Source organism: Dorea acetigenes, from assembly GCF_025567385.1.
GTDB lineage: Bacteria > Bacillota > Clostridia > Lachnospirales > Lachnospiraceae > Claveliimonas > Claveliimonas acetigenes.
In genome coordinates, this window is sequence record NZ_JAOQJU010000003.1 from 122,831 (window position 1) to 148,526 (window position 25,696).

The following is a 25,696-nucleotide window of genomic DNA, read 5'->3' on the forward strand; positions in this document are numbered from 1 at the left end:
ATAGAAAAGGAAGAACCGGGAGCCAAAAACTCCCGGTTCTTCCTGCAAACCCTACACCATACATTCGTGCATCTCTTCTTCTTCAATTCCAACTTCCTGCATAACTGCCTTGATGACATCCCTGTCGCCAAGTTCCGCACACCAGGACAACCCGCATCCGGCGGAAATGGTTCTCGGCACGGGAATCAGTCTCCCCGGCGCATGATGCTCTTTGCATGCCTTTTCCATAGCCATCGCATCAGCGGTGGTATGAAAGGTTACTACTAACTTTAATTCTTTCTTTCTCATGTTACTCAATCACTACTTCGAAACATCCGTCCTTCTCCGTAGAGGTCGCCTTTTTGCCATGATCTTTGGCATATTTCTCCACATTCATTTTCTGATGCGGCTCGCTGACCAGAATCTTCACCGGTCCCTTCGCATCCTTAAGCGCCTCAGCCGTCAGCATAAGCGGCTCCGGGCAAGAAAGACCTCTTGCATCTACTTCTTTCATATATTTTACCTTCTTTCTTAGAATACCATACTATCTCTCACGAAGCAAGCACGATACGCACCTGTTTATTTTACCTTTTCTCTCTTATTGGTAAATGCGATAACAAAGCACACAATAATACAGAGAATACATGCCACTTTACCTGCCGGTGTCACAGCGCCTGCAACTACCTCGCCTGTTTCTGCATTCAATGCTGTTCCGCTGGACGCTAATCCAAAGTTGTGGCACAGAGCAGCTCCAAAGAACAGGCCAAGAACAGTTACCGCTGAATCAGAAGAACCCTGTCCTGCAAGAATCAACTGGCGCAGCGGGCATCCGCCTGCCAATACTGCGGCAAATCCGACTGCATACATGCCGAGGATGTTCCACAGATGATCGGAGTGTGCAATGATTCCCGGTGTATCAAAGCCAAGGACGAACTTGCCCATTGCAATATTGTACACCAGCATAACTGCGAACAGACCAATAATTACGGTCAATAAATCAAAGTTCTTCATAAGTATCACGTCACGGATACTTCCTGCGAAACACATTCTGGATTTCTGTGCAAGTGCACCAAAGAGTAATCCGCCGATCAAAGATAAAATAATCGGTGCATGCATACTTCCCGGGCCTGTCTCACTTGCCTTAAGCAGTGAAGTGAACAGGGCAAGCAGCAAAATTGCAACCATAATTGACGGCATCACCACGCCATTTGTCTTCTGTGTCTCATGTGCACGCCCAAGGCTGAAGCCCTTCTTAAGTGCAAAGGCTCCTGTCGCAACGCCAAGAATGAATCCAATCAACGCTACCCAGGCATTTAAATCTCCTGCTGACATACGAATTACCATACGCAGCGGGCAGCCCAGGAAAATCAGGGAACCAATCATAATCACGATACCCAGGATAAACCGGATCATCGGAGAAGATCCCGCCGTTGAACGGTACTCCTTCGTTGCTACTGCAATAATAAAAGAACCTAATACCAGACCGATAATTTCCGGTCTTGCATACTGTACCACCTCTGCCTGATGCATGCCAAGCGCGCCTGCAGTATCGCGCACAAAGCAGGCAATACAGAATGCCATGTTAGCCGGATTCCCGAAATATGCAAGACACGCCGCTATAAGTCCGCATACCACACCGGCTATCGCCAATTTTTTCTTTGAATCTGATAAATTCATGTGTGTTTCCTCCTTTTCTCTCCTTCCTTTATCAGGAAATTGTCAGGCCTCTTCTACGGCCAATTCGCGGATTGCCCGAATGGCAGTATCCACTTCTTCATCCGTATTGTAATGCGAAAAACTGAATCTCACAGCTCCCTGCTCCACCGTCCCCAGAGCCTCATGCATAAGCGGCGCGCAGTGCGCTCCCGGTCTGGTAGAAATATCATATTCCATAAGAAGCTCATCACTCACTTCTGAAGAATCATAATCACCGATGTTCAACGTCACAATTGCACACCTGTCTTTTGTACAAAAATCTCCGTACACCTTTACATTCGGAATGTCCTTCACCCCTTCATAAAACCTCCACATCAATTCCTGTTCCCGGCGGCGGATCGTGTCAATCCCTGTCCGTTCCAGGTAATGAAGCGCCGCATGCAGCCCCGCAATGCCATGTCCGTTCAGGGTTCCCGCCTCCAGTGCCGTCGGCATCTCGGACGGATGCGTCCTGCTGTAAGTCTGTACTCCGCTGCCACCGCTCTTTAACGGCCGGACAAAAAGCCCTTCCCGCACATACATGCCCCCTGTCCCCTGGGGACCCAGCAGCCCTTTGTGACCTGTAAAACAGAGAATGTCAATCTGCATCTCCTGTACATCAATCGGAAATACACCCGCTGTCTGGGATGCATCCACAATAAACAGCACGCCATGTCTCTTTGCAATCTCCCCAACCCGGCGGATATCCACCAGATTCCCCGTCAGATTGGAGCCATTGGTACAGACAATTGCCTTCGTTTCCGGGCGGATTGCCTCTTCGATATCCTCATACCGGAGAGTCCCCCGGGGATTGCTCTTTACAATAGTAAGCGCCACCCCCTTCTCCTGCATCTCATAAAGCGGACGCAGAACAGAATTGTGCTCCAGCATCGTAGTAATTACATGATCTCCCGGATTCAACACCCCTTTGATCGCAATATTCAGGCTTTCTGTAGAATTTGCCGTAAATACAATCTGCTTCGGACTCGTCCCCCCAAAAAACCGGCACAGCATGTCTCTCGTATCGTAAATTATCCTAGAAGCGCTGAGCGCCGCTCCATGGGCTCCCCTGCCGGCATTTCCCATAGAAGCCATAGCTGCAGCTACTGCGTCAATCACTTCCTGAGGCTTATGCATCGTCGTCGCTGCATTATCCATATATATCATTGTTATTCCCTCTCTGATTTTCCCAAAATATCATCGCTATACGTTAAGTATATGATTTTTATCTCTTTCAGTCTAATAAAAAAACGCAATAGGTAAGCGCTGTCTATAGCATCTTTCTATAAGCAGCGCTTGTCCGTTATCTTTCATTCAAATATACTTCTTTTACTATCTTCAAAAACCGCTCCGCTGAAGCAGGCAGCTGATAATTTTTATTATATACCACATTAATGTCTCTGCCATCATCCGCATAGGGAATCGGAATCGCAAGAATCCGCTCTTCTTTTACCTCATCCTCTGTGGCAAGTCTTGACAGAATAGAAATTCCCATTCCATTTGCTACGGATTTCTTAATGGTCTCCTGATTCTCAATACTGGCAACAATATTCAAATCCGCCATGCGGATTCCCAGGGATTTCAACTGCTTCTCCGCCTCTTTCCTTGTGCCGGAACCTTCCTCCCGGAGAATAACCGCCTCCTGCCGCACCCAGGAAATATCTTTCGGATTGGATTTGAAGATTCGGTATTTTTCCGTATTCGGCATAATAATTACAAGATCATCCTTATAAAACGGAATATATTTACAATGCTTTTTCTCCAGCACCGTCCCCGTAAACCCAATATCCACCACATGAGAAACAACCTGATCTACCACCTGGGAACTATCCATCTCCATAACCCTAAGCTGTTCATCAGGATATCTTTCACGAAACCTTATCAGGATCTTCGGAAGCAAATACTGGGAAGGAATCGTCGACGCAGCAATCGTAATGCATTTCCTGCCTTCTTCTTTTGCCGCGCCGAATTCTTCCTCGATTCTCTTCTCCAGATCCACAATCTGTCTGGCATACCGGTAAAGCTTCTGTCCGTCATCCGACATATTCACTTCCTTCGTATTCCGCACAAAGAGCCGTACCTCCAGCTCCTTTTCTAACGCGGAAATATGCGCGCTGATTGTAGGCTGCGTCAAAAACAAAGTCTTTGCGGCCTTGGAAAAACTCCCTCCTTCGGCAACTTCCACAAATGCCTCTAACTGTTTTAAATTCATTAATATTTTACCCTTTCACTTTCTGCTCCGGTCTTCTTCGTCACTTTTATGCTGTCCATATATTCCAGAATCGGTTTGGCGCTTTTGCGGCTGGTTCCAAACATATCTCTTACCTCCGCGATAGTTATCACCGGGTTGACGTTAAGTTTCTCGCTGATTTTTTCTTTCGCCTGTTCCATATACTCCGTCAGGGTACACATATCATCGGTCACTCTGACAATCTGTTTCTCTTCCAGAAGAATATTCAGAATGTCATCCGCCACTTCCCGGGGAACACTTCCAAATTCCATATCTGAGTAACGTACAAAATCGAATCCCGCCTCTCTCACCGTCTTCAGGATTACCGAAGAAACCTTATCGTAGACGTTATCCTTGCGCACCTGGAAGTCCGGCGTACAGAGAAATTCTTCCACCCTGCGGAGAACTCCTTCTTCCTCCAGGACGGTTACATACCGGTCAAATACATTCGGCTTCCATTTCTTGAAAAATGTCATCTGCACTTCCGCCTTCTTCATACCGTACCGGTAAGGGTATTTCTTCTCATACTCCTCTAGAGCATGCAGAAGCCTCTCCCGTGCCTGCCGTTCAGAATCCCGGTGCCACACATAGGTGTCCTTTTTCATGGCAAATGTCTTCACAAGCTTCTGCTCTTCCAGTTCCTTCACATCCCTTACCACCTCGTCCATAGCAAGCGCTGTAAGCTTCGCAAGCTCCGTCTGCGTAATCATGGTGTCGCCGTGGGATTTGACATGCAGTTCAATCACATCTGCCGAAGAACCGGATTCCTTCTGCTCCAGCTCACGGATTACATTTTCCTGAAAACGCTTATGGATACAGGGATTTGGTTCCAGCACTACGCCGCCGCCGATGGTTTCCATCGGAGAGTAGAAACGTACCACAAACTTATCACCTCTGCGAAGAGCAATTTCCTCCTCCAGCCGAAGCTGCACATATCCGCTCTCCCCCGGTCCGATTTCTTCTTTGTCAAGAAGCACGGCACGGCAGAGAATCTCACTGGTACCTGTGAAAAAGTGAAGTCTTGTATGATTGGTAAGCACCCGCATAGAAGACTCCAGCACATCCAGCTTTACATCCAGAAGATCGGTATTTTTCATACTATCAGGCGGAGCCAGCACACAGCCTCTTCCAATCTCTCTTTTCTTAATATTAGACAGATTAATTGCCACACGCTGTCCGGCATAGCATCGTTCCCGATCTTCTCCATGCACCTGAATATTCCGGATTTTGCTGTTCTTCCCGATGGGATACATCTCAAGAGTATCATCCCTGGAAATGCTTCCCGTAAGCAGGGTTCCGGTAATGATTGTCCCAAAACCCGGCAGGGAAAATGCACGGTCGATGGGAAGCCTTGGAATCGTCGTGACATCCTTCTGCACAACTTCATCCCTGGTCATATGTTCAATGGTCTCTATAAGCGCCGGAAGTCCCTGCCCGGTAGCAGCAGACACTTTAACCACCGGAGCCTGCTCCAGAAAAGTACCGGCAAGTTCTTCTCGGATCTCTTCCTCCACAAGCTCCAGCCACTCTTCATCCACCAGATCACATTTGTTCAGCACAATAATACTCTTCTCAATTCCCAGAAGCTTAAGAATGTCCATGTGTTCTCTGGTCTGAGGCATCACACCTTCGTCTGCCGCAATTACCAGCATAACCAAATCCATTCCTACAACTCCGGCAACCATATTGTTGATAAATTTCTCATGTCCCGGCACATCAATAATACCCGCACGGTCTCCGCCGGGCAAATCAAACCACGTAAAGCCAAGGTCGATCGTAATTCCCCTCTTCTGCTCTTCTTCCCACCGATCTGTATTCCTCCCGGTAAGCGCCTTAATCAGCGTCGTTTTCCCGTGGTCAATATGTCCCGCGGTTCCTATAATTATGTTCTTCATATCTGCTCCTTAACGCGCCGCAATCAAGCTTGTCTTTTCCAATACTTCAAGCTCTTTTAACTGATCTGCGATCAAATGAAACTCTTTGCTCTGCAGCGTCCTTACATCCAAAAGAATCGTATCATTCACTGTTCTTGGAATGACTGGAACCGGAAGATGCCGCATACGCTCTTCAAGCTCCGGCACACTGATTTTCTCCGGCTTAATGGTAACTGCCGTGCTGGGAAGCCTCTCCAGCGGCAGGGAACCTCCGCCAATCTGGGACTCGCACGCCGCCGTACCAATCTTCGCCGGGAGTCCGGCATTCCTTAAAATCCGCTGCAGCCGCCTGGCTTCCCTGGCGATCTCTTCCTGCGGCTTCGTAATCATCCGAAGCACCGGAATATTCCGAATCGCCTTTTCCTCTGACAGATATTCCTGCAGAACCAGCTCTAAGGATGCCGCTGTAAACTTGTCTATTCTGAGCGCCCTGGTAAGCTGATTTTTCTTCATCTTATCAATATATTTCTTCCTGCCAATGATAATGCCTGCCTGCGGGCCTCCCAGCAATTTGTCGCCGCTAAAGCAGACCACGTCTGCTCCTTTCCGTATGGAATCCTGCACCGTAGGCTCATAGGTAATCCCATATTTACTCAAATCAATCAGCACGCCGCTTCCCAGATCTTCGATAACCGGAAGACCATGTTCCTTCGCCAGCGGAACCAATTCATCAATCCCCACCGTATCCGTAAATCCCACAATCCGGTAATTGCTTGTATGCACTTTCAAAAGTGCCTTCGTCTCTTCTGTAATTGCTTCCTCATAATCGCTGTAATGGGTCTTATTCGTCGTGCCCACCTCTACTAACGCAGCGCCGCTTTGCTCCATCACATCCGGAATCCGGAATTTACCGCCAATCTCTACCAGTTCTCCGCGGGATACTACCACTTCTCCGCCTTTTGCCAGAGAACTTAAGATAAGCATAACCGCCGCCGCATTATTATTGACGGCCATAGCAGCTTCAGCGCCGGTAAGCTTACACAGAAGCTTTTCAAAATGAGAATATCTCTCTCCCCTCCTGCCTTCTTCCAGATTATACTCCAGATTTGAATACCCGGTTGCCAGCGCCGCAATTCGTTCCATGTGCTCCCGAGCAATGGGGGCACGGCCAAGATTCGTGTGCAGCACCGTACCGGTTCCGTTTACTACCATCCGCATATTGGGGGTGTGCATAGCGGCAACCGTCATCTCAATATGGCTTTTCAGCATAGCAATCTGCGCCATCGCTTCCTCTTCGTCCCCGCTTTTTCCGATAAATGCGCGAAGCTTATCCATCTCTATATGAATCGCTTCCATTACCGTATCCCTGCTGTAGCGTTCTATCATTGCCTGCACATCGGCATCTTCCAGGAGCACATCTACTTTCGGAATACTCCGGTATAAATTATTCTTATCCATCCTTATATTTCCTTCTCGTATCCTCTCAAAACCTGCATAATTTTCTTAGAATAACCGGATTAATTTGTCACTCTTTTCTGCGACTCTTCCAATAACGGACACTCTTGTGTCCATTCCTGCCCTGTCGAAACTTCTAAGCATCTCCGGGAGATCGTCCGGACTTACACTAATCAAAAGCCCGCCGGAGGTCTGGGGATCGTAAAGAAGGTCAAGATAATGCTCTTCTACCGCCCCTGTATCTACCTTCCCGATAGAATATCCCCGGTTCTTGTATGCTCCCGCCGGAATCAGTCCCATTTTTGCATAAGCGATTGCCTCTTCCATGTAGGCGATATCCTTTACATTCAACTCAAAGGTTACCTCACTGGCCGAAGCCATCTCCACACAATGTCCCAAAAGACCGAAGCCGGTAATGTCCGTACATGCGGACACGTCAAATTTTTCGACAGCCTGTTTTCCTTTTTTATTCAATGATGCCATAACCGTCTGCGCTTCTCTGATAGCGGATGGCGAAGCCATATCCGCTTTGATGGCAGTATTTATGACACCGCTCCCAATCTGTTTCGTCAGCACCAGAATGTCTCCTGGTCTGCAGCCATAATTTTTAAATATCTTATCGGGATGCACAAAGCCGGACACACAAAGTCCGTATTTTGGCTCATCGTCCTGGACGGAATGGCCTCCCACCAGGACTGCTCCCGCTTCTTTCACTTTATCAGCGCCTCCTGCAAGGATATCGCCCAAAATTGCCGGATCAAGACAATTGGGGAATCCTACAATATTCAGCGCCACAGCCGGTTCGCCTCCCATTGCCCAAACGTCACTCAGGGAGTTTGCCGCCGCTATCTGTCCAAACATGTAGGGATCATCGACAATTGGAGTGAAGAAGTCGACTGTCTGGATCATAGCGATTTCATCTGTAACCTTATAGATGGCTGCATCATCGGAAGTTTCAATACCGACAATAAGATTGTCATCATGAAACTGAGGCAGCTTGCTCAGAACCTGAGCAAGGGTCTCCGGACCAATTTTAGCGGCTCATCCTGCTGTTTTACTAAGCTGGGTTAATTTGACATCTGATTTCATAGAATAAACTTCCTCCTCAATTGCTTCTTTTTCTCTCCTTTAAGGCTTTATAATGTTAGACGCGCCTGCCATCGTCTCTACAATGCTATACATGTTCGTAACACTTCCTACTGCAAGCTTCTCTTTCAGTCCGTAATAATCCAGGCATGTTCCGCAGGTCATAATCTGCACGCCCTGTGCCTCCAGTGATTTCAGATCTTCTAATGAATCAGAGCCTTCACAGGTAAGAGTAGCTCCGCCATTATAGAAAAGCATCGTCTTCGGCAGCTCGTCCAACTGGGTTACTGCAAAAATAAATCCCTTAATCAGAACTTTACCTAACGCGTCGTTTCCCTCTCCCATACGGTCTGAGGACACCACTACTACCGTATTATTTCTTTTATCCGGCATACAGGTTTCTCCTCCTTCTTCAGAAGCCGCTGCCGCAGGCGCGCCTTCCATCGCAATCGTTACTTTATATTCCTTCTCTCCAAGCTTCTCAGATGTAACCTTGCCGCCGCTTGAAGCAGCCATCTTCGTTACATTCTGTACGGCAATCTCATTATCGACCAGAACTTCAATCGTCTCAGAACCGGTAAGCGCCTGCATTGCTTTCTTTGTTTTAATAACCGGGATCGGGCAATTATCGCCCATTGCATTTACTGTAATCATCTTTCATTTCTCCTTTTAAAATTATCTTACGAAGTCCCCACTTCTTCACTTATAGATACATTCTATCACTCTTTCCCCTAAAGGTAAACCAGAAGTTTTATCCAAGTTTTATTTCTTCCTGCTTTACAGGCAGACAGGTTTTCTTTTATAATAGGGAGCAACAGGCACTAATGCGAAAGAGAGGTATTCTAAAATCATGTGGATTGCTGATAACTGGAAAGATTATGAAGTAATAGATTGCAGCAAAGGCGAAAAGTTAGAGCGCTGGGGGGACTATCTTCTTGTCCGCCCGGACCCACAGGTCATCTGGGACACTCCCCGCAAGGATCCGGGATGGAAGCACAAAAACGGACACTATCACCGCAGTAAAAAGGGCGGCGGTGAATGGGAATTCTTCCATCTTCCTGAGCAATGGCAGATTCAATATCATGACCTGACTTTTAATCTGAAGCCTTTCAGCTTCAAACATACCGGGCTTTTCCCGGAACAAGCTGCCAACTGGGACTGGTTCTCTGAAAAAATCCGCAGCGCGGGAAGACCGGTTAAGGTATTAAATCTGTTCGCCTACACCGGAGGCGCTACCCTTGCCGCTGCGGCAGCCGGAGCCAGCGTTACCCATGTAGACGCTTCAAAAGGGATGGTTGCATGGGCGAAAGAAAATGCCGTCTCCTCCGGTCTGAAAGACGCTCCCATCCGCTGGCTGGTAGACGATTGTGTAAAATTCGTAGAACGTGAGATCCGCAGGGGCAACCATTATGATGCTATTATCATGGATCCGCCTTCTTACGGACGCGGACCAAAGGGCGAGATCTGGAAGATTGAAGATTCCATTCACCCTTTCATCAAGCTGTGTACCAATATTTTATCCGACAATCCTTTGTTCTTCCTGGTAAATTCCTATACCACCGGGCTGGCGCCCGCAGTTTTAACTTATATGCTGGGTACGGAACTGAAATCCTGGAATGGTACCGTAGAATCTCAGGAAATCGGGCTGCCTGTCACAACCACCGGGCTGGTACTGCCCTGCGGCGCTTCCGGCCGCTGGGAGGCAAAACAGGCTTTCGGAAAAGATTGCGCGTACCCTGAATCCACGGTATAATAAAAGAAAAATGAATGGGGAGGGATACTATTTTGAAAAAGAAATTATATCTTCTGCTTACTCTGCTTCTTGCCGTGTCCATGCTTCCGGCATGTTCCAAAAAGAAGGAAGAGGAAAAAGAACCGGTAAAAGAAGAGAGGGAAGCTGTTGTAGAGGAAGAAGAAAAAGAGCCGGAGCCGGAACCGGAAGAGCCAATCCCGGCAAACCAAAATCTGCTGACAGGAATCCCTGACCTGACGGACGCCGCCATCGGCAAACGTCCTGTTGCGGTCATGGTAAATAATATACCCAAAGCAATGCCTCAATATGGGATTGAAAAGGCAGACATTATTTTTGAAATTCCCGTCGAGGGAGATCAGACCAGATTCATGGCACTCTACGCGGACTACACAACCATACCCCAAATCTGTCCCATCCGAAGCTGCCGCTATTATTTCCCGGCGCTCTCACAGGGGTTTGACGCTTTCTATGTCAATTGGGGAATTGATGACAGTATCGCAGACTATCTGGAACTGCTGCAGTTAGATCAGTACGACGGCATCAGCGGTCAGGGCGGCTTTTTCGGTCGCGACCAGGAACGGCTGAATGCCGGATACGCGCTGGAACACACCGGATATTTCGACGGCACAAAATTTGCCTCTGTTGTGCAGGCAGAAGGACGGCGCCTGGATCTTACCGAAGACAAAAGGGATCCCGCATTCTCCTTCAACGGACTTAACGAACAGTTGAAGCCGGAAGGAAGCGACTGTACACGGATTGATATCAATTTCGGCCAGCAGTCTGCCGCTTTAACTTATGACGCTGCAAGCAAAACCTACAAGAAGGAAAACTCCGGCCAGCCGCAGATTGATGCTAAAACCGGAAACCAGCTTTCATTTACCAATGTATTCGTGCTGGAAACTTCCATTTCTGTCCGGGATTCCATCGGGCACAAAGAAGTGGATTGGGACGGCGGTGACAATTCCGTGGGATACTACATTTCTAACGGCGGTATCCAGAAAATCCACTGGATGAAGGAAGCAAACAACGAGTGGTCCCGTCTGAAATTCTTCGACGAAAGCGGGAACGAGATTTCCATCAACCGTGGCAAGACTTATATTGCAATGAATTACCCAAATCAGGCGGTATTTCAATAAAAGAAATGAAAGCGAGGAATTTTTCATGAAAACTTATGATTATCTGATTGTAGGCGCCGGGCTGTACGGCGCTGTAATGGCACACGAACTGACGAAACAGGGAAAATCCTGTCTTGTTATCGACAGACGAGATCATATTGCCGGAAATATCTACTGTGAAAATATAGAAGGTATCAATGTACACAAATACGGCGCGCATATTTTCCACACCTCCAACAAAGAAGTATGGGACTATATCAACCAGTTTGCCGAATTCAACAATTATATCAATTCACCCATTGCCGTCTACAAAGACGAGCTTTATAACCTGCCCTTCAACATGAACACCTTCAGCAAAATGTGGAATATCCGTACGCCTCAGGAAGCAAAGGCCATGATTGAAAAGCAGGTTGCAGAAAGCGGCATCACGGAACCTGCGAACTTAGAAGAGCAGGCGCTGTCCCTGGGCGGACGAGACGTATATGAGAAGCTGATTAAGGGCTATACAGAAAAGCAGTGGGGCCGGGACTGCAAAGACCTCCCTGCCTTCATCATCAAGCGTCTCCCCTTCCGTTTCACCTACGATAACAATTATTTTAACGACCGCTATCAGGGTATCCCCATCGGCGGATATACAGCCATTGTAGAGAAAATGCTGGAGGGCTGCGACGTAGAGACCGGAGTCGACTTCTTCTCACTCCGAAAGGAACAGCCGGACATTGCCGGTAAAATCATCTTTACCGGAATGATTGACGAGTATTTTGACTATAAGCTGGGCGCACTGGAATACCGCTCCGTCCGCTTCGAGACAGAAGTCTTAGACTGCGACAACTACCAGGGCAATGCCGTGATAAATTATACCGAACGTGAAGTGCCTTACACAAGAATCATCGAACACAAGCACTTTGAATTCGGAAAGCAGCCAAAGACCGTCATCTCCAGGGAATATTCCTCCGAGTGGAGCGTCGGCATGGAGCCTTACTACCCGGTAAACGATGAAAAGAACAATGCCCTCTTCGCCCGATATAAAGAACTTGCGGACAAAGAAGAGAATGTCATCTTCGGCGGGCGCCTCGGCAATTATAAATACTATGATATGGATAAAGTTATTGAAGCAGCTCTGACAGCCGTAAGGGAGTTGTAAAAGCAGATGCAAAACAGCTAACATAAGAAAGGGGCATTTCAGCCCCTCTCTTCGTAAAATTTTTATCTTATACTTTTTACAAATCTCCGCTTTATCATATCAATCCCTGCAGTAACCGCCAGAATAACCGCTGTCTTTATTACGAAAATCCGAAACCAATTCATTTCAAAAGGAAGACGGCTAAATACCAGGTCATTCCAATTAAAATACATCATTTCCAGACAATGGAGCGCCAAAATCAGCATGGTATTCTGTCCAATCCAGGAGAGAATATTCGTTATGCCTCGGTATCTGCTTAAAAGCTGAGATAAAGATATCACCGTCAGACTCCCTGCCACCGCCTCAACGATGCACCAGATTCCCAGCGGGTAAGATCGGGTTGCTAATTCTATACAGATACCCTTTGTCAGGAAATATATCCACACAGCAGCAGGTATCGCCAACTTATATGCACCATTTGTTTCAAAAAATTTATTCCGTCTCAGCCAGTCCCCCACTGCCATAAATAGCAGAGATACCAAAGCCACATCCAGGCTCCACGGCAGAAATGCATAATATTTGCCCACCACATATCCTGCAAAGGCCAGCAATACCAAAACGCCCAACCGAATGCCGGAAGAATAATTTTCTAAAAGCTTCATAAGAATCACATATAAATTCCGCGTTACAAACAGACAGCAGACAAACCAGACCAGCCACACCGAATCAAAACTCTCGAATCTGGTTGATATTTTACTCATACCTCCCAGCATCGCTTTTATCTTATACAGAAACCGCTCCGCTGCAGACCCATTCTCTGCCACTACGGTATAAATAACCGCTGAAATCAGGCAAACTTCCATATACGGAACCAGCAGGGACTTTACGGATTTTTTGAAAGTCCTTTTTATATCATAGGACTTAATAAAATAGCCATTTGCAATAATAAGCAATGGCATATGGAAGGAAAAGATAATCGTCCGCAGATATGCCGGAATCCCTTCTGCATGTCCTAATATCATCAATAATATCGCAATACCCTTGGCAATATTCCAGTATTTTATTCTGTCTTTTCCCGTATTCTGGTTCCATTTCCCGACCTTTCGTTCCCGCATCATCCACTTCTCTTTCAGACACGGAATGAATTTCTTTATCTGCAGGCATACCAACACGCCAAGAGAACACAGAACTACCCGTAAACACACCCATATCGTCACAACCGTCGCTGTCTGCAGCTTTAACTTCTCTCCGAATACTGTCCATACGAACTGCCATGGAATCGCCTGAAGCTCTAATGCGTGACAACACAAAAAGAACAGAGAATTTTTTCCCAGAAATTTTAAAAACCGGGCAATACAATTTGTGTATTTCTCTAACTTTTCACAGAGCAGTATCACAATATAGCTTCCCGCTAATGCGCCAATTACATCAAGGAATCCATTTTCAAAATGATTTCTTACTATGTACAGATGGCCGCCGAAAAGAATACAAACCAGCCAGATACCTGCTGCCACACTGATAATAGCCGGGTGCGGCTTTTTCTCCAATACCCGACCTTTCCGCGCCAGCAGCCCGATATAGACAAAGACCGCCGCCGTCATTCCCGCCTGAATACTCCATGGAAGCCAAACCATCGTTGTCGTCTTATAACCGACATATGCCAGGATTATAACCCCGGCAAAACCATATTGATATTGCATTGCAAACCGTACGATAAGCAAAGCAAAAAACAACGCCAGCAAAAACCAGATTGCCCCAATCTGCTTCATATAAAAAGGCTCCTGGTATTCGATGGTTCCGCTTCCGTACAATGCAGCAACCGTCCATGTCTTTATGTCATAAACGACATTTTCCAAACTCCCGGTTTCTAGCACATCTCTGAGTGTAGCGCCAACTATGATACAGCAGGAAGTAACCACATATGGGACAAGCAGCTGCCTTGCCTTCTTCTTCGCAAATTCGGAAACCGAAAGCTTGTCCGAAAGAAAATACCCGCTTATCAAAAAGAAAATCGGAACATGAAACGTATAGACAAATGCATTTAAACTGCCGATCCCCAGATGTCCCATAACAATACAGATCATGGAAAAGCCTTTTGCGATATCCAGGTAACCGATTCTTTTTGTTGACTTTACTCCCTCTTCCATGTTTCTACCATTTCAATGTCAGGATGAAAACGCAGTCCTGCAAAAAAACCTTTCCCTATGGTTTCCAATCTTTTCCATTTATGATCCTTTGCACGTATTATCACTTTTGCACATTCTTTTGCATAAAGATAAAGAATTTTAAACCAGGAATAGCCTCTGCGGTTTCTAAAAACATAGATTCTGTTCCGGTAAGAATATTGATATCTGGAAATTCTTTCAACCGGAACTTCCGATACGCCAATCCGGGTGTTGCTGTCCATTTTATGTATAATCACACTCTGAGAGCACATATACGCAGGCTTTTCCTTATGCAAACGTAAGGTATATTCTGTATCATCCCCATATATAAAGAATTCTTTAATCGGAAGTCCAACTTTTCGTGTATATAGTAAATTAACAAAACAGCCGACAAAAGAGCCGTATTCTATCGGAATCAGCCCATTTTGTGTGGCTCTCAGATTATCATACACATTCGTTCCCGGAACAAATTGATTCATTACACACGGAGTACCGTCCATCCACAGAACCGTTGAACCCAAATAAGAAAAAGACTCTTTTCCCAGAGTATCCGCTGCCCGTGCAAGCGCTTCTAACGCATCACTTTGAGGAATGGAATCGTCATCCATCAACCAGCAGAAATCATAATCTTTCTGGGCAATCATTTTTAACCCATAAGAAAAACCTCCTGCGCCTCCCAAATTTTTTCCGGTATTATAATAATACAAGTTGGCATGCTGCCGCATCTGTTCTTTTACAATGCTTTCCGTACCATCTGTACTCGCATTATCACATATATAATAATCAAATTCCTGACAGGTTTGATTAAAAATTGCAGCCATATTTTCTTTCAATAATTCTTTTCTATTATAAGTAACTACAAGGATTGCCAGTTTGTTCATAATTCTTTTACCTTTCTATTAATTGTTTAAGCCTGTCCAGAACCTTTTTTGCCGCATTTCCCGATACAGGCGTAAATTTATTTTTAAATTCATTAATCGCCCGCTCATCTATCCGGGGATGCAAAAGAAAATCAATCACTTCATCTTCGTTCCGGCAGACAGGCCCCGGCAATTCTGATAAATCCAGATAAAGTCCCCGCAATTTCAGATATGTATCTCTGTCATATGCAAAACATACTACCGGTTTTTTCAAAATTCCAAAATCAAAATAAGCGCTGGAATAATCCGAAATCAATATATCAGAAATTGCATACAGATCATTTAGTTTTTCATAGTTTGTAACAGATTGCGCAAAACTATTATCCGGAATATCCATTTGCTTTTCCACAAGGTAATGCGCCCGAATCAACAGTACATATTTATCCTTTAATAAAGCCTCCCATTTTTTCAGGTCAATCGGAGGCGTCAGCGAAAGATAATTCTCTTCTGTAACATCATATTCTCTATATGTAGGCATATATAAAAGAACTTTTTTATCCTGCGCAATTCCCAAAGACCGCTTGATTTTCTGAATTTCTTCTGGCGTATATGTAACTAACGAGTCATTTCTCGGCAAATCTGAAATCAGAATATTTTCCGCCGGGACATGATATACTCTTGAAAAAATCTTCTTATCATATTCACTCTGTGCACAAAACAAGTCAATACTTCCAAGCGTGCAATCTTCATTTTCATTACCGACCGCATCACTTCCAATTTTTTTTAAGGGAGTTCCATGCCAGGTGTCAACATATAATGTTTTCTTTCTTTTCAAATGAAAGCCCCGTTCAACAGTCACATTCGTTATCCAGATTCCCGCACTCAGCGCTTCCAGAAGATAGCGGAAAGAATTAAAATCTATCTTTTTTCCACGTGCGATATGATACTTTTCTTTCTCTGTAAATGCCCAAACCAACTCATAATCCTTAAAAAAATCATCTTTCACTATCGTCTCATACAGCACACGCGGGCTGTCATCATAGCGAAGCCCATTAAAGGAGACAAATAATATTTTTTTTTCATTTACCGGTATACATACTTTCGCAATCGCCAAAACGGTACCGATTCCCAATCTGACAATCCCATTAACAACTGTATTATTCTTAACCTTTTTTATCCAATCTCTTTTCATAAAAGTCTCCCGTATCCTGCTAAGTCTTCCTATACATCTTTTTATATAAGCGCATGAGCGCAAGGGCGTTTTCCCGGATATCATACTGTGAAATCGCCTCTATGTTTTTCTGATAGAAACTGTCACGGTCAATTTGGGACGGAGCTAATATCTCTTCCACCCACTTTTGTATATTCTCTTCCAACGACAAGAAAGAAACATTGCTTCCCAACCTGACTTCTTCCGGAACACTGTCAGAAACAACACATTTTAACCCATTCATCTGCGCTTCCAGAAGAACAATTCCCAATCCCTCATATATCGATGGAAAAACAAAAACATCCATCGCATTATATAAAACAGAAGGATCTTTTGACTCTCCATAGAGAAGAATCCGATCTCTGTACGGATGGCGTGAAACTAATTCGCTTACTTTATCAAAATCAGGTCCTGTTCCAATCAAAAGAAGAAAAGTATCTGACGCCTGAGGCGCAATTGCTTCAAACAGCTTTAGCAAAAAAGGCTGATTCTTCGGCGCGTTAAACAGTCCTACATGCCCGAGAACAAATTTATCTTCCAATCCAAGCTCCGCCCGAACCTGCTGTCTTTTTTCTTCTGAAAACCGAAACCGACTCACAGTGAAACCATTCGGAACCAAAATAAAAGCTTTTTTTCCAAAAAGCCATTCTCCCGCGCAATTACTGCAGGCAAACGCATGAGTATAAAGCCTGTTAAACAAGGGCAGTAACAGTCTGTGTGCTTTCAAATGCGTACAATTACTGCTATGACTATGGGCAATACGGATCTTAATTCCTTTTATCCATGCAAAAAACAATTCTGGCGTAATCGTTGCGCTATTCCCATGGACATGAACAATATCAAACCTTTTTCGGGAAAGCACAGAAAAGAGCGCTTTATAGTACGCACCGGGAGATGTTTTCCTTTCGGGCAGCAGACACCATTTAATTCCCAAAGCTTCACATTCCGAACGATATAAAGGCGCAATGGGAGCGCCTGCTACTATGGTAACCTGAAATTGTTTCATATCCAGATTTCTGCAATAATTCATAATTACAGTACTAATCCCATTGATACCTAAATCATTTACAAGCATTGCAACTTTTATAGGAGAAGACGCCATTGTTTTTACCTCTTTCAAACTGTTTTCAAATAATCTGTTATTGTAGTAATCATTTTTTCTCTCTTCGATATAAATTTATCAAATTTATGCGTACTGCATTTTTTTAAAATATCTTCTAAATCATCCTCTTCTTTACAAAGCAAAACATAATTTAGTTCAGAAAAGGATTCTGCAATTTCCAATTGATGATCATCAACATGCTCCCCGTATTTTTTTAATCTGGGAAAGACAACAACCGGCTTGCCATATCTCATTCCGGTGACGATTGTTCCTACTCCGCTGTGTGTAATAAGCATACTGCATTCTGCGATTTTCTCTTCAAAACTGCTTTTTTCTAAAAACCGTTCAAATGCAAAGTTTTGGGGAATATAGTCGGACCATCCAATTTGCGCAAATACCGGTTCCGTTATTTTTCCGGAGCCAACTAAATCATCAATCTCTTTCAAAAGCCTGTTCAGCGGGAACTTCTGTGTTCCCAAAACAACAAAAATCATAACTTCCCCTTCCGCAATTTTCACCTTACACTATCCTGCTTAAAATACACTTCCTCCGTAAATCGCTTTCGGATAGGTTTCAAGCATGGATTCCCACTGGACAATAAATAAATCTGCAAATGGATACACCAATTTCCCCGTCAGCGATTTTTCATGTACACGAGCAAAAGATTCAATATAAATGACCTTTTTATGCATACATTTTGCAAACAGACAAAACGGAAAAGCAAGCAGCGCCCCCGTTGTAATGATAACATCCGGCTCTTCGTTCCTGAGAATATGGTACGCATCTTTCATAAGCCGGAAAAAGTGCCAAACAAAATGTTTTTCCTTTCTGTTAATCTGCGGAAGGGCATAAAGATGTTCTAATTGGCAGTCATCCGACTGGCCTCCTTTTTCCGTCACAAAAAAAGCAGAACAATCTTCGGCTATCTCTCTTAAGCAAAGCAGCTCTTCCCAGTGTCCTCCTGATGACGCTATAAAACCTATTTTTTTCTTCATTTTTTCTTGCATCCGCCCTCTTACTTATTTAAATCCTCTTTAATCTGTGTTGTACTGATTTCCGGCGTCCGCGGCAGATAAACTACTTCCGCCCCTTCTTCCCTCAGGAAATCAAACTTGCCCTGCCAGTCGTCTCCTATAACAAAAGTGTCAACATGATACTCGTGTACGTCAGTCCGCTTTTGTTCCCAACAGGTTTCCGGAATTACTAAATCCACATATCGGATAGATTCCAGAAGCGCTTTTCTCTGTTCATAACTGAAATAGCACTTTTTTTGCTTTTCGTCCCAGTTAAACTCATCCGTAGAAAGCGCTACGATCAAATAATCTCCCAGTGCTTTTGCCCTCCTCAGAAGATTGATATGACCATAATGCAGAAGATCAAAAGTTCCATAAGTAATCACTCGTTTCATAATATCTCACTCCCTGTATTTTCTGTCTTAAGATTTAGCGGATCTCTCCAATACCATATCCGGCCGTTTCTGATGACAAGGAAAGAATACTCCAGCCATTTTCTGTCTCCTCTAACGTACATCCCATAATGAGATGTTCTCCATTATATTGAAGAAACACCAGATATTCCGCAGTATTGCCATTTTCATTTATCCATTCACAACCTTCATATTTTATATACCGTATCTCCTCCGTCGACAGCCATGAAACCACCTCGTTTCCTGTCATTCCGGCTTCTTCCAGATAGAGTACATCCGGAATTTCTCTGAACACGATATGGTAATACATCTTTACCATCTGCATACAAAAATCTTTCTGCCGTTCTACAAAGGTTCCTATATTTTCAGAATCTAATGTCGTGTTACTGCTGTAACAAATAGCTCTGTTCACCTGTCTTTTTTTAATCGCCAGATAGAACTTCTCAATCGTTTCTTCCGCTGTCGTTCCATAAATTCTGTCGTATAATGTGTAATTCAACGGAAGAAGCTCCTCTTCCACAGAATCCTCTGTTTCTTTGTCTTCCTTCCCGGATTCTTCATCAGCAGTATCTACCTGGAGCTGTTCCCGGTATGCTTCTGTCTGACTCTGAGAACTGACAAGTTTTCTGTAATCCGTCGCATCCATTTGATACAGCAGAGCATCTGTACCATTTTCTGAATCTGCCGCTCCTGTGAAAAGTTCTGTTCCCTGGGCGAAAAGCTTCCATGTTCCCCAGTATTTTACCATGCATAAGTCTGTCGCGTAAGTCTCCCCGTCAATTTCAAGAAGCGCTATCACATCTGTCAAATACTCTGCGCCCCAGAATTCACTCCTTTGCTTTGCCGCCCGCACAGCATCCGCTTTCTTTTGCTCTGCCGCTTCATAATAATCTACACGCAGAACATTTATTTCGGCGTTTCTTCCCGCTTCTTCCAAAAAAGCTTCATAAAGATCCTCATATTCCTGAAGCAGGATCGTCTGCGCTGCCGGAACATATTCCCAATACTGTCCGGATGGCGGAAGCGTTGTATCTACAGAAAAACAACCTTCCTCCTCTACAATCTTTTCCGTTGAAACCTTGGCCGCCCGCTCAGTTATCGCACATCCTCTCAGCATTTTATCCATGTCAGAATCCGCATATGCGCTCAGAATGTATCTGGCAGCCTCAATGGGATCCGTAATAGAATCTATCGTACTCTCTCGCTCCATCGCTTCCGTCTGCACAGTAATATCAACCTTCTGATTTTTATCCTGCCGCCACATATACAAAACTACGCCCAGCATAATCAGACACAGAAGAATCGTTCCGGTAATCAGCGAATTTTTTGCTAATAATTGTCTTATTCTCTTCATCTCGCACCGCCTGCACGTTTAAAAACTTTTGTATCATCTTTTTCTGCTTCTTTGGCAAACAGAAGCCATAAAAAAGGATTGTACGCAATTTCAATTAAATGATGCTCAATAGAACACTGAATTGAAATCAAAACCATAACCCATAAAAAAACCCATCGGTTCTCTTTACGCGCCTTATAACATATAATCAGCATGACAAAAAGAATAACTGCAAAAGCAATATTCCCCCAGCGCAGCAGTCCGCTGACATAGGAACAATCTATAAAGAAATAATTGGTCTTCGTTTCAACACTCTTTCCTCCCCCAATCATTTCGACATATTGTCCCCAGTTAGAAAAGCCATATTGATCGATTCCGGCTTTTCCAAATGAAAGCCGTGCGTTTATCAAACGGTTAAATACACCGAGCCAATGCGAACTTCTGGTATACAGTACTGTCAATAGAATCATACTGCCGGCACATAATACAGGCATCAGCGCAGCTATATAAGACATCCATGCCGGAATGCTGACAGGCTTCCCTTTTTTCCTGCAATACTTTCGATAAAACAAATAAAGAAAGAGTCCTGCGCAAAAAAGTAGAGTACATAAAAAATTCATTCTTGCGTCCGTAATCCAAAAAGCTCCGGTTCCTACCAAAAGGATTCCCATTACCTCAAACCATCTTAGCTTTTCTTCACGTATAAATACATATACCAGACTACAGAAAAAAACATGAGCAGAAAAATCAGTTGGATAATAAATGCCAAGCGCCATTCTCGTCCGATGCCCTTCCTGATAGTATACCAGGTTCTCAATTTTCCCCGTCAACGCAAGAACAATTACAATAGCAAAGAGGACTATTGTAATTCCAAAATAAACCTTCATGAGTTTTTTTTCAGAAATGTCCTTTGCCCCTAAAATCATTAATAAAAGATAATAAAGCTCTACATATCCATTTTGCTTCCATGCATACAAAAGCACAACCGTCAAAATAACAGCGAATACCGTTTCCTTCACCGAATAATTCTTGCTAAAACAGACTCTCCCCAAAATCAGGGACGCCAGTATGCATAATAACCCGTCCATATACTTACCGGGCCAATGGATTTCCCACATGGTTGTCTCAAGAAACATATATGCTACAAACAAAACAAAAGCAAGCAAATAAAGCATTTCCAATATATTTTCAACATTCAGGCTTCTCAATAAACGCCCATTTTTTTCCCTCATAGTGCTCTCTGTTCTGTATGTAAACAGCCCTTTCTATCCATTTTCTCTTAAAAGCTACATAATACACAATTTCAGTATAACATGCTTATATTAAAAAGTCTACTTCCGCAATTTCCCCAGAATCTGCTTTTCCATCTCCAGAAGAAGCGGCTCCTTCAGGCAGGTAAGAATTACCAGATACACGCCAAAAAAGACACATGCAGAAAGAGCAAGCGCCCAGAATTCCGACAGCCCCAGCAGCTTGACCGTTCCTGCTGCCGCGCCTGCCACTCCGGCAGTTACCGCAATCTTTCCCACCCTTATTTTCTTAAAAATTTCTTTCACAAATTCCCGCAGGACGCTTACCTGTACAAGCAGCACCACAAACTCTGCCGCCAGTGTCCCCATGGCAGCTCCTGCCGCCGCATACCGGGGAATCAGCAGCGCATTAAGAAGTAAATCTGTAACGGCTCCTGCGATTTCTGAATAAAGTACGTATTTCTCCTTCCCAAGGGGAACCAGTACCTGAATCCCAAGGATATTCGTAATTCCAATAAATAATAAAGTCGGCATAATAATCTGCATTGGTAAGACAGAACCTTCAAAGGCATCTCCCGAGAGAAAGATTACGCCTTCTCTGGCATATATCATAAAATACAGCATGAGCGGAACCGCAGCAAGGATTACAAAATCCATGGCCTTTTTCGCCACTTCTTTAAACTTTTCCTTCATTCCCTGCTCAATATAATAAGAAGCTCTCGGAAGAAGTACCGTACCCAAAGAAGTAACAATCGATACCAGGATTGTCTTAATCTTCACTGCCGCATTATAATATCCAACATCCGTATCCGTCTTCATAAATCCCAGCATCACCGTATCCAGATTCGTATAAATGGTTGTCGAACATGCCATCGCAAAGAAAATCATAATCGCACGGAAATGCCTGGAAAAATGATAATCTCCCACCGGCTTTATCTCAATAAAATGATGTGCATAAAAAAAGTTCAAAATGTTGGATGCCGATGACGCAAAAATAGAAATAGCGCCATAGATCACATAGTCACTCTTTTGATGAACCAGCGCAAACATTGCCAGCAAAGCTATAAACTTAAACAAAATCGAGCGGACAGTAATATAAGTATATTGCTCCAGCCCTTTATACAGCCATTCCATTCCAATACTGTTAAATAGTATCATCGTACTGACAATCAGAAACAGCTCTTTATCATTCCGCATACGCGGAACAGTAAAAAGCGCCGCGAAAAACACAAGATATACCAGCACACACATAGCAAGATTGATAATCAAAAGCTCCTGCACTGTCCTGGAAAGTTTTTCCTTGTCATCCCTGACCTGCGCACAGGCACGAATTCCGTATGTAGGAATACCAAGCTGCGCAAACATGGTAAAATATGTAATAACTGAGATTGCAAAGGACACCTTCCCTGTCCCTTCCGGCAAAAGAACCCGTGAAACATACGGGAACGTCACCAATGGAAAAATAAAGGAAGACATGGTAAGCACAACATTCATGATAAAATTCAGTTTTATGGATTTTGTTTTTACTTTCATATGCAAAAATACTTCTCTTTCTCTCTCGTCTGCTAGACAGAGCCTTCCCCCGTAAACATATTTTTCACTGTCAGAAAAATAATTCTCAGATCCAAACCAATGTTCCATCCATGGATATACTTCATATCCAGCTTCACAACTTCTTCAAAATCAACAATGTCACTCCGGCCGCTTACCTGCCACATCCCGGTAAGTCCCGGTTTCGCCGCAAGACGCGCCCGGTGGTGCTGCTCGTACTGCTCATACTCATCCACTGTAGGCGGTCTTGTTCCCACAAGGCTCATATCCCCCTTCAGCACATTTAAAAATTGCGGGAATTCATCCAGGGAAGTCCTGCGCATAAAACGGCCGATGGGGATGATTCTGGGATCGTTGTCCATCTTGAACATCAGTCCCTGCATTTTATTCTGTTCCATCAGTTCCTTCTTCCGTTCTTCCGCATCCGGATACATAGAACGGAATTTGTAGATCTTAAACTTACGCCCGCTTCTTCCCACTCTCTCCTGGGAGAAGAAGATCGGTCCCGGGCTCTGGAAATAGATAATCGGTCCAAATATCAGCGTAAGCAGGGCAGTGAGTACAAGCCCGACGATGCCCCCGGCAATGTCCATTACCCGCTTTACAAACAATTGCCTGGGTTCTGCAAAGCAAATGCTGTTGGTGATTACCTGATAATCTACAAAAGTTTCTACAATAGCATGGGTGTTCTCACCTTTTGCCACCCCGATGTTTAAATGAGTGGTAATTCCCATCTCATCACAGGCATCCTGAAATCTTTTTGCCAGGCGGTCATCTCCGATTGCATCGATAAACACCTCGTCCACCACATGGCTCCTTAAATACTCCGGGGCATTTGCCGCGTCGGAAACCACGGGAATCCCCCCGATCCGTCCGCCTACCGCCCTGGAGTCGGTCAGGATAATCCCATGGATATAAAACCCGGTATACTTCTTCCTGGTCAGACGTTCCACCGTCTCTTTCACCTTATTCCTGGTAGAGATAAGAATCAGCGACTGCAGGTACTGCTCGTCCTGCATCCTTTTCCGGATGACTCTCTTCCAGACAAGACGCATAAACCATATGAAAATTCCTCCTATCACCCACAACTGCAGGAACACCGCACGTGAGAAAACATCTGAAGTCTTCGTAACGAAGAAATAAGTGAAAACTACCATGATAACGGCTGTAACCATGAGAAAAGTCTTCTTAAATTCTTCAAAATATCCCCTGCGCAGAATATTTTTATAATTTTCCAGAAAGAATCCGGCGCAGATCTGCACCAGCGCTATAATAATCCCCAGATTGCGGTAACGGGAATCCACATAGGGTAATTGCAACCCATGCCGCAGCATAAATGCCGCGATAAATGCGATTTGAAAACAGAGCACATCTAAAATAATAAAATCCAAATGCTTCTGCCAGATACTCTTCTCTCTTTGGTACATAACAATCCCCTCTTTACTCTTTGTTACTTTCCATTCCGTTCCTCTTTTGTCCCTGACGCATCAGGAAGCGGTATCCCCGGAACCCGGTTTTCCGAAGCAGCCGAAGCGTCCCGCTCTCATGGCCGGACAACTCATAGATCCAGCCGCTCTTTTCCTTAAGCTCCCTGTCGAAATCAAGGAATCTCTGCTTATTCTTCTCATCCTCCGCCGGATAGCTCATAAAGATACTGATCTGATCTCCCACCATCTGTGCAATCCGCTTTCCCATATAAGCAGCCTTTGCCTGTCCCTCATCTCCGGCATGGTTCCGGTACGCAGAAGCATACTCTGTCAGGTGCATGATGACATCCATATGATTCTGTATGTGCCTGCGGTACCCTTCCATACTGACGCTCTGAGTTGCAAGTGCCAGACGGTACATATACACATACAAGTCAAAATAAGCCACCTTCTCCACATAAGGAAGCGGATACAGGATATACTCCACATCCACATAGAAACAATGTTCATCCAGGCGGATTCGATTCTCCTTTAAAATACTGCTGCGAATCACAAGGGCATGCATCGGGAGCTGGGTCTTAGACGCCATCTCTTCAAATGTCCAGCGTCCTGATTTCCCGTCTTCCTGATTCAAAAGCTCCCGGAAATCCCTGGCCGTCTTTTCTCCCGTCTTGTCATTTACTTCATAATAATTCGTCACAACATAATCTGCATCACAATCTTTCAGCTTTTCCACCAACGCCTTAAAATCCGGCGTATTCACCCAGTCATCTCCATCCACCACCTTGAAATATTTCCCGGCACACTCTTCAATGCCCCGGTTGATGGTAGAGCCATGGCCGCCATTTTCCTTTGAGATGACCCGGAATGTGCCCGGATACTGCTTCTCAAATTCTTTCCCGATTAGCGCAGTCCGGTCTTTTGAACCATCATCCACAACCAGAACCTCAATATCCTCCAGCACACTCTCTTCCACAAATGATTCCAGCGTCTGCCTGAGAAAACGCTCTACATTATAAGATGGTATCACCACCGTCAGTATCTTTTCCATAGCTTCCTCCA

23 protein-coding genes and 1 pseudogene are annotated in these 25,696 nt (G+C 44.7%); 3 read left to right on the forward strand and 21 right to left on the reverse strand.

The features are described from left to right. Positions 1-51: 51 nt before the first annotated feature. The 9 genes and pseudogenes from OCV99_RS05015 to yedF all read right to left on the reverse strand — a co-directional run bounded on the left by OCV99_RS05015 (position 52) and on the right by yedF (position 8,973). Positions 52-288 carry a putative Se/S carrier protein gene (locus tag OCV99_RS05015; protein WP_158368811.1) on the reverse strand — a complete coding sequence of 79 codons (237 nt, stop codon included), beginning with the start codon at positions 286-288 and terminating at the stop codon, positions 52-54. A gap of 1 nt (position 289) precedes the next feature. After that, positions 290-493: a sulfurtransferase TusA family protein gene (locus OCV99_RS05020; RefSeq protein ID WP_158368813.1), complete on the reverse strand. Its 204-nt coding sequence runs from the start codon at positions 491-493 to the stop codon at positions 290-292. 65 nt (positions 494-558) lie between these two features. Continuing rightward, positions 559-1,662, reverse strand: a pseudogene (yedE, locus tag OCV99_RS05025) (YedE family putative selenium transporter); the annotation flags it as partial. A gap of 36 nt (positions 1,663-1,698) precedes the next feature. Then, a complete protein-coding gene (locus tag OCV99_RS05030; protein WP_158368817.1) occupies positions 1,699-2,841 on the reverse strand; it encodes an aminotransferase class V-fold PLP-dependent enzyme in 1,143 nt (380 codons plus the stop codon). A gap of 136 nt (positions 2,842-2,977) precedes the next feature. Beyond that, complete coding sequence (locus OCV99_RS05035; protein ID WP_158368819.1) at positions 2,978-3,886, reverse strand: selenium metabolism-associated LysR family transcriptional regulator; 909 nt, start codon at positions 3,884-3,886, stop codon at positions 2,978-2,980. Beyond that, a complete protein-coding gene (gene selB, locus OCV99_RS05040; protein WP_158368821.1) occupies positions 3,886-5,799 on the reverse strand; it encodes a selenocysteine-specific translation elongation factor in 1,914 nt (637 codons plus the stop codon). Before selB ends, OCV99_RS05035 begins: the two co-directional genes overlap by 1 nt. Positions 5,800-5,808: 9 nt before the next feature. After that, positions 5,809-7,236 (reverse strand): L-seryl-tRNA(Sec) selenium transferase, encoded by a 1,428-nt coding sequence (gene selA / locus OCV99_RS05045; RefSeq protein WP_158368823.1) that lies wholly within the window; start codon positions 7,234-7,236, stop codon positions 5,809-5,811. A gap of 45 nt (positions 7,237-7,281) precedes the next feature. Then, a complete protein-coding gene (gene selD / locus OCV99_RS05050; protein ID WP_158368825.1) occupies positions 7,282-8,322 on the reverse strand; it encodes a selenide, water dikinase SelD in 1,041 nt (346 codons plus the stop codon). 39 nt (positions 8,323-8,361) lie between these two features. Continuing rightward, on the reverse strand, positions 8,362-8,973 hold the full coding sequence (gene yedF / locus OCV99_RS05055) for a sulfurtransferase-like selenium metabolism protein YedF (protein WP_158368827.1): 612 nt from the start codon (positions 8,971-8,973) through the stop codon (positions 8,362-8,364). Positions 8,974-9,169: 196 nt separating this feature from the next. Here yedF and OCV99_RS05060 point away from each other — a divergent pair, with 196 nt between their 5' ends. Genes OCV99_RS05060 through glf form a run of 3 tightly spaced genes read left to right on the forward strand, consistent with a single transcriptional unit; the run spans position 9,170 to position 12,331 of the window. Next, positions 9,170-10,072: a class I SAM-dependent methyltransferase gene (locus OCV99_RS05060; RefSeq protein WP_158368830.1), complete on the forward strand. Its 903-nt coding sequence runs from the start codon at positions 9,170-9,172 to the stop codon at positions 10,070-10,072. Between the two features lie 29 nt (positions 10,073-10,101). After that, a complete protein-coding gene (locus tag OCV99_RS05065; RefSeq protein WP_416810588.1) occupies positions 10,102-11,208 on the forward strand; it encodes a DUF3048 domain-containing protein in 1,107 nt (368 codons plus the stop codon). 25 nt (positions 11,209-11,233) lie between these two features. Continuing rightward, complete coding sequence (gene glf / locus OCV99_RS05070) at positions 11,234-12,331, forward strand: UDP-galactopyranose mutase (RefSeq protein WP_158368834.1); 1,098 nt, start codon at positions 11,234-11,236, stop codon at positions 12,329-12,331. 62 nt (positions 12,332-12,393) lie between these two features. Here glf and OCV99_RS05075 read toward each other — a convergent pair whose 3' ends face one another. From OCV99_RS05075 to OCV99_RS05130, 12 genes are all read right to left on the reverse strand, one after another. Next, a complete protein-coding gene (locus tag OCV99_RS05075; RefSeq protein ID WP_158368836.1) occupies positions 12,394-14,457 on the reverse strand; it encodes an acyltransferase family protein in 2,064 nt (687 codons plus the stop codon). Next, positions 14,442-15,356: a glycosyltransferase family 2 protein gene (locus tag OCV99_RS05080; RefSeq protein WP_158368838.1), complete on the reverse strand. Its 915-nt coding sequence runs from the start codon at positions 15,354-15,356 to the stop codon at positions 14,442-14,444. Before OCV99_RS05080 ends, OCV99_RS05075 begins: the two co-directional genes overlap by 16 nt. Before the next feature lie 7 nt (positions 15,357-15,363). Next, a complete protein-coding gene (locus tag OCV99_RS05085; protein WP_262574929.1) occupies positions 15,364-16,527 on the reverse strand; it encodes a CDP-glycerol glycerophosphotransferase family protein in 1,164 nt (387 codons plus the stop codon). Positions 16,528-16,546: 19 nt separating this feature from the next. Continuing rightward, positions 16,547-17,647, reverse strand: a complete 1,101-nt coding sequence (locus OCV99_RS05090; RefSeq protein WP_158368842.1) for a glycosyltransferase family 1 protein — start codon at positions 17,645-17,647, stop codon at positions 16,547-16,549. A gap of 14 nt (positions 17,648-17,661) precedes the next feature. Continuing rightward, complete coding sequence (gene pssE / locus OCV99_RS05095) at positions 17,662-18,165, reverse strand: PssE/Cps14G family polysaccharide biosynthesis glycosyltransferase (RefSeq protein WP_262574931.1); 504 nt, start codon at positions 18,163-18,165, stop codon at positions 17,662-17,664. Between the two features lie 15 nt (positions 18,166-18,180). Then, positions 18,181-18,642 (reverse strand): PssD/Cps14F family polysaccharide biosynthesis glycosyltransferase, encoded by a 462-nt coding sequence (gene pssD, locus OCV99_RS05100; RefSeq protein WP_262574933.1) that lies wholly within the window; start codon positions 18,640-18,642, stop codon positions 18,181-18,183. 20 nt (positions 18,643-18,662) lie between these two features. Then, positions 18,663-19,055 carry a glycerol-3-phosphate cytidylyltransferase gene (gene tagD / locus OCV99_RS05105; RefSeq protein WP_158368846.1) on the reverse strand — a complete coding sequence of 131 codons (393 nt, stop codon included), beginning with the start codon at positions 19,053-19,055 and terminating at the stop codon, positions 18,663-18,665. A gap of 34 nt (positions 19,056-19,089) precedes the next feature. Then, positions 19,090-20,427: a hypothetical protein gene (locus tag OCV99_RS05110; RefSeq protein ID WP_158368848.1), complete on the reverse strand. Its 1,338-nt coding sequence runs from the start codon at positions 20,425-20,427 to the stop codon at positions 19,090-19,092. After that, on the reverse strand, positions 20,424-21,638 hold the full coding sequence (locus OCV99_RS05115; RefSeq protein ID WP_158368850.1) for a hypothetical protein: 1,215 nt from the start codon (positions 21,636-21,638) through the stop codon (positions 20,424-20,426). Before OCV99_RS05115 ends, OCV99_RS05110 begins: the two co-directional genes overlap by 4 nt. A gap of 99 nt (positions 21,639-21,737) precedes the next feature. Beyond that, positions 21,738-23,189 (reverse strand): oligosaccharide flippase family protein, encoded by a 1,452-nt coding sequence (locus OCV99_RS05120; protein ID WP_262574936.1) that lies wholly within the window; start codon positions 23,187-23,189, stop codon positions 21,738-21,740. Positions 23,190-23,221: 32 nt separating this feature from the next. Continuing rightward, the gene (locus tag OCV99_RS05125; RefSeq protein WP_158368852.1) at positions 23,222-24,634 is read right to left on the reverse strand and encodes a sugar transferase; all 1,413 of its coding nucleotides are present in this window, start codon (positions 24,632-24,634) and stop codon (positions 23,222-23,224) included. Positions 24,635-24,647: 13 nt separating this feature from the next. After that, positions 24,648-25,685 carry a glycosyltransferase family 2 protein gene (locus OCV99_RS05130; protein ID WP_158368854.1) on the reverse strand — a complete coding sequence of 346 codons (1,038 nt, stop codon included), beginning with the start codon at positions 25,683-25,685 and terminating at the stop codon, positions 24,648-24,650. Between the last annotated feature and the right edge of the window lie 11 nt (positions 25,686-25,696).

Coding starts and splice junctions, on each gene's coding strand:
- glf (WP_158368834.1), top strand. CDS start 11,234: ATGAAAACTTATGATTATCTGATTGTAGGCGCCGGGCTGTACGGCGCT.
- OCV99_RS05030 (WP_158368817.1), bottom strand. CDS start 2,841: ATGATATATATGGATAATGCAGCGACGACGATGCATAAGCCTCAGGAA.
- OCV99_RS05130 (WP_158368854.1), bottom strand. CDS start 25,685: ATGGAAAAGATACTGACGGTGGTGATACCATCTTATAATGTAGAGCGT.
- OCV99_RS05125 (WP_158368852.1), bottom strand. CDS start 24,634: ATGTACCAAAGAGAGAAGAGTATCTGGCAGAAGCATTTGGATTTTATT.
- yedF (WP_158368827.1), bottom strand. CDS start 8,973: ATGATTACAGTAAATGCAATGGGCGATAATTGCCCGATCCCGGTTATT.
- OCV99_RS05080 (WP_158368838.1), bottom strand. CDS start 15,356: ATGAACAAACTGGCAATCCTTGTAGTTACTTATAATAGAAAAGAATTA.
- OCV99_RS05120 (WP_262574936.1), bottom strand. CDS start 23,189: ATGAAAGTAAAAACAAAATCCATAAAACTGAATTTTATCATGAATGTT.
- OCV99_RS05075 (WP_158368836.1), bottom strand. CDS start 14,457: ATGGAAGAGGGAGTAAAGTCAACAAAAAGAATCGGTTACCTGGATATC.
- selA (WP_158368823.1), bottom strand. CDS start 7,236: ATGGATAAGAATAATTTATACCGGAGTATTCCGAAAGTAGATGTGCTC.
- OCV99_RS05085 (WP_262574929.1), bottom strand. CDS start 16,527: ATGAAAAGAGATTGGATAAAAAAGGTTAAGAATAATACAGTTGTTAAT.
- OCV99_RS05035 (WP_158368819.1), bottom strand. CDS start 3,886: ATGAATTTAAAACAGTTAGAGGCATTTGTGGAAGTTGCCGAAGGAGGG.
- tagD (WP_158368846.1), bottom strand. CDS start 19,055: ATGAAACGAGTGATTACTTATGGAACTTTTGATCTTCTGCATTATGGT.
- OCV99_RS05115 (WP_158368850.1), bottom strand. CDS start 21,638: ATGAGGGAAAAAAATGGGCGTTTATTGAGAAGCCTGAATGTTGAAAAT.
- pssD (WP_262574933.1), bottom strand. CDS start 18,642: ATGAAGAAAAAAATAGGTTTTATAGCGTCATCAGGAGGACACTGGGAA.
- OCV99_RS05060 (WP_158368830.1), top strand. CDS start 9,170: ATGTGGATTGCTGATAACTGGAAAGATTATGAAGTAATAGATTGCAGC.
- selB (WP_158368821.1), bottom strand. CDS start 5,799: ATGAAGAACATAATTATAGGAACCGCGGGACATATTGACCACGGGAAA.
- OCV99_RS05015 (WP_158368811.1), bottom strand. CDS start 288: ATGAGAAAGAAAGAATTAAAGTTAGTAGTAACCTTTCATACCACCGCT.
- OCV99_RS05090 (WP_158368842.1), bottom strand. CDS start 17,647: ATGGCGTCTTCTCCTATAAAAGTTGCAATGCTTGTAAATGATTTAGGT.
- OCV99_RS05110 (WP_158368848.1), bottom strand. CDS start 20,427: ATGAAGAGAATAAGACAATTATTAGCAAAAAATTCGCTGATTACCGGA.
- OCV99_RS05020 (WP_158368813.1), bottom strand. CDS start 493: ATGAAAGAAGTAGATGCAAGAGGTCTTTCTTGCCCGGAGCCGCTTATG.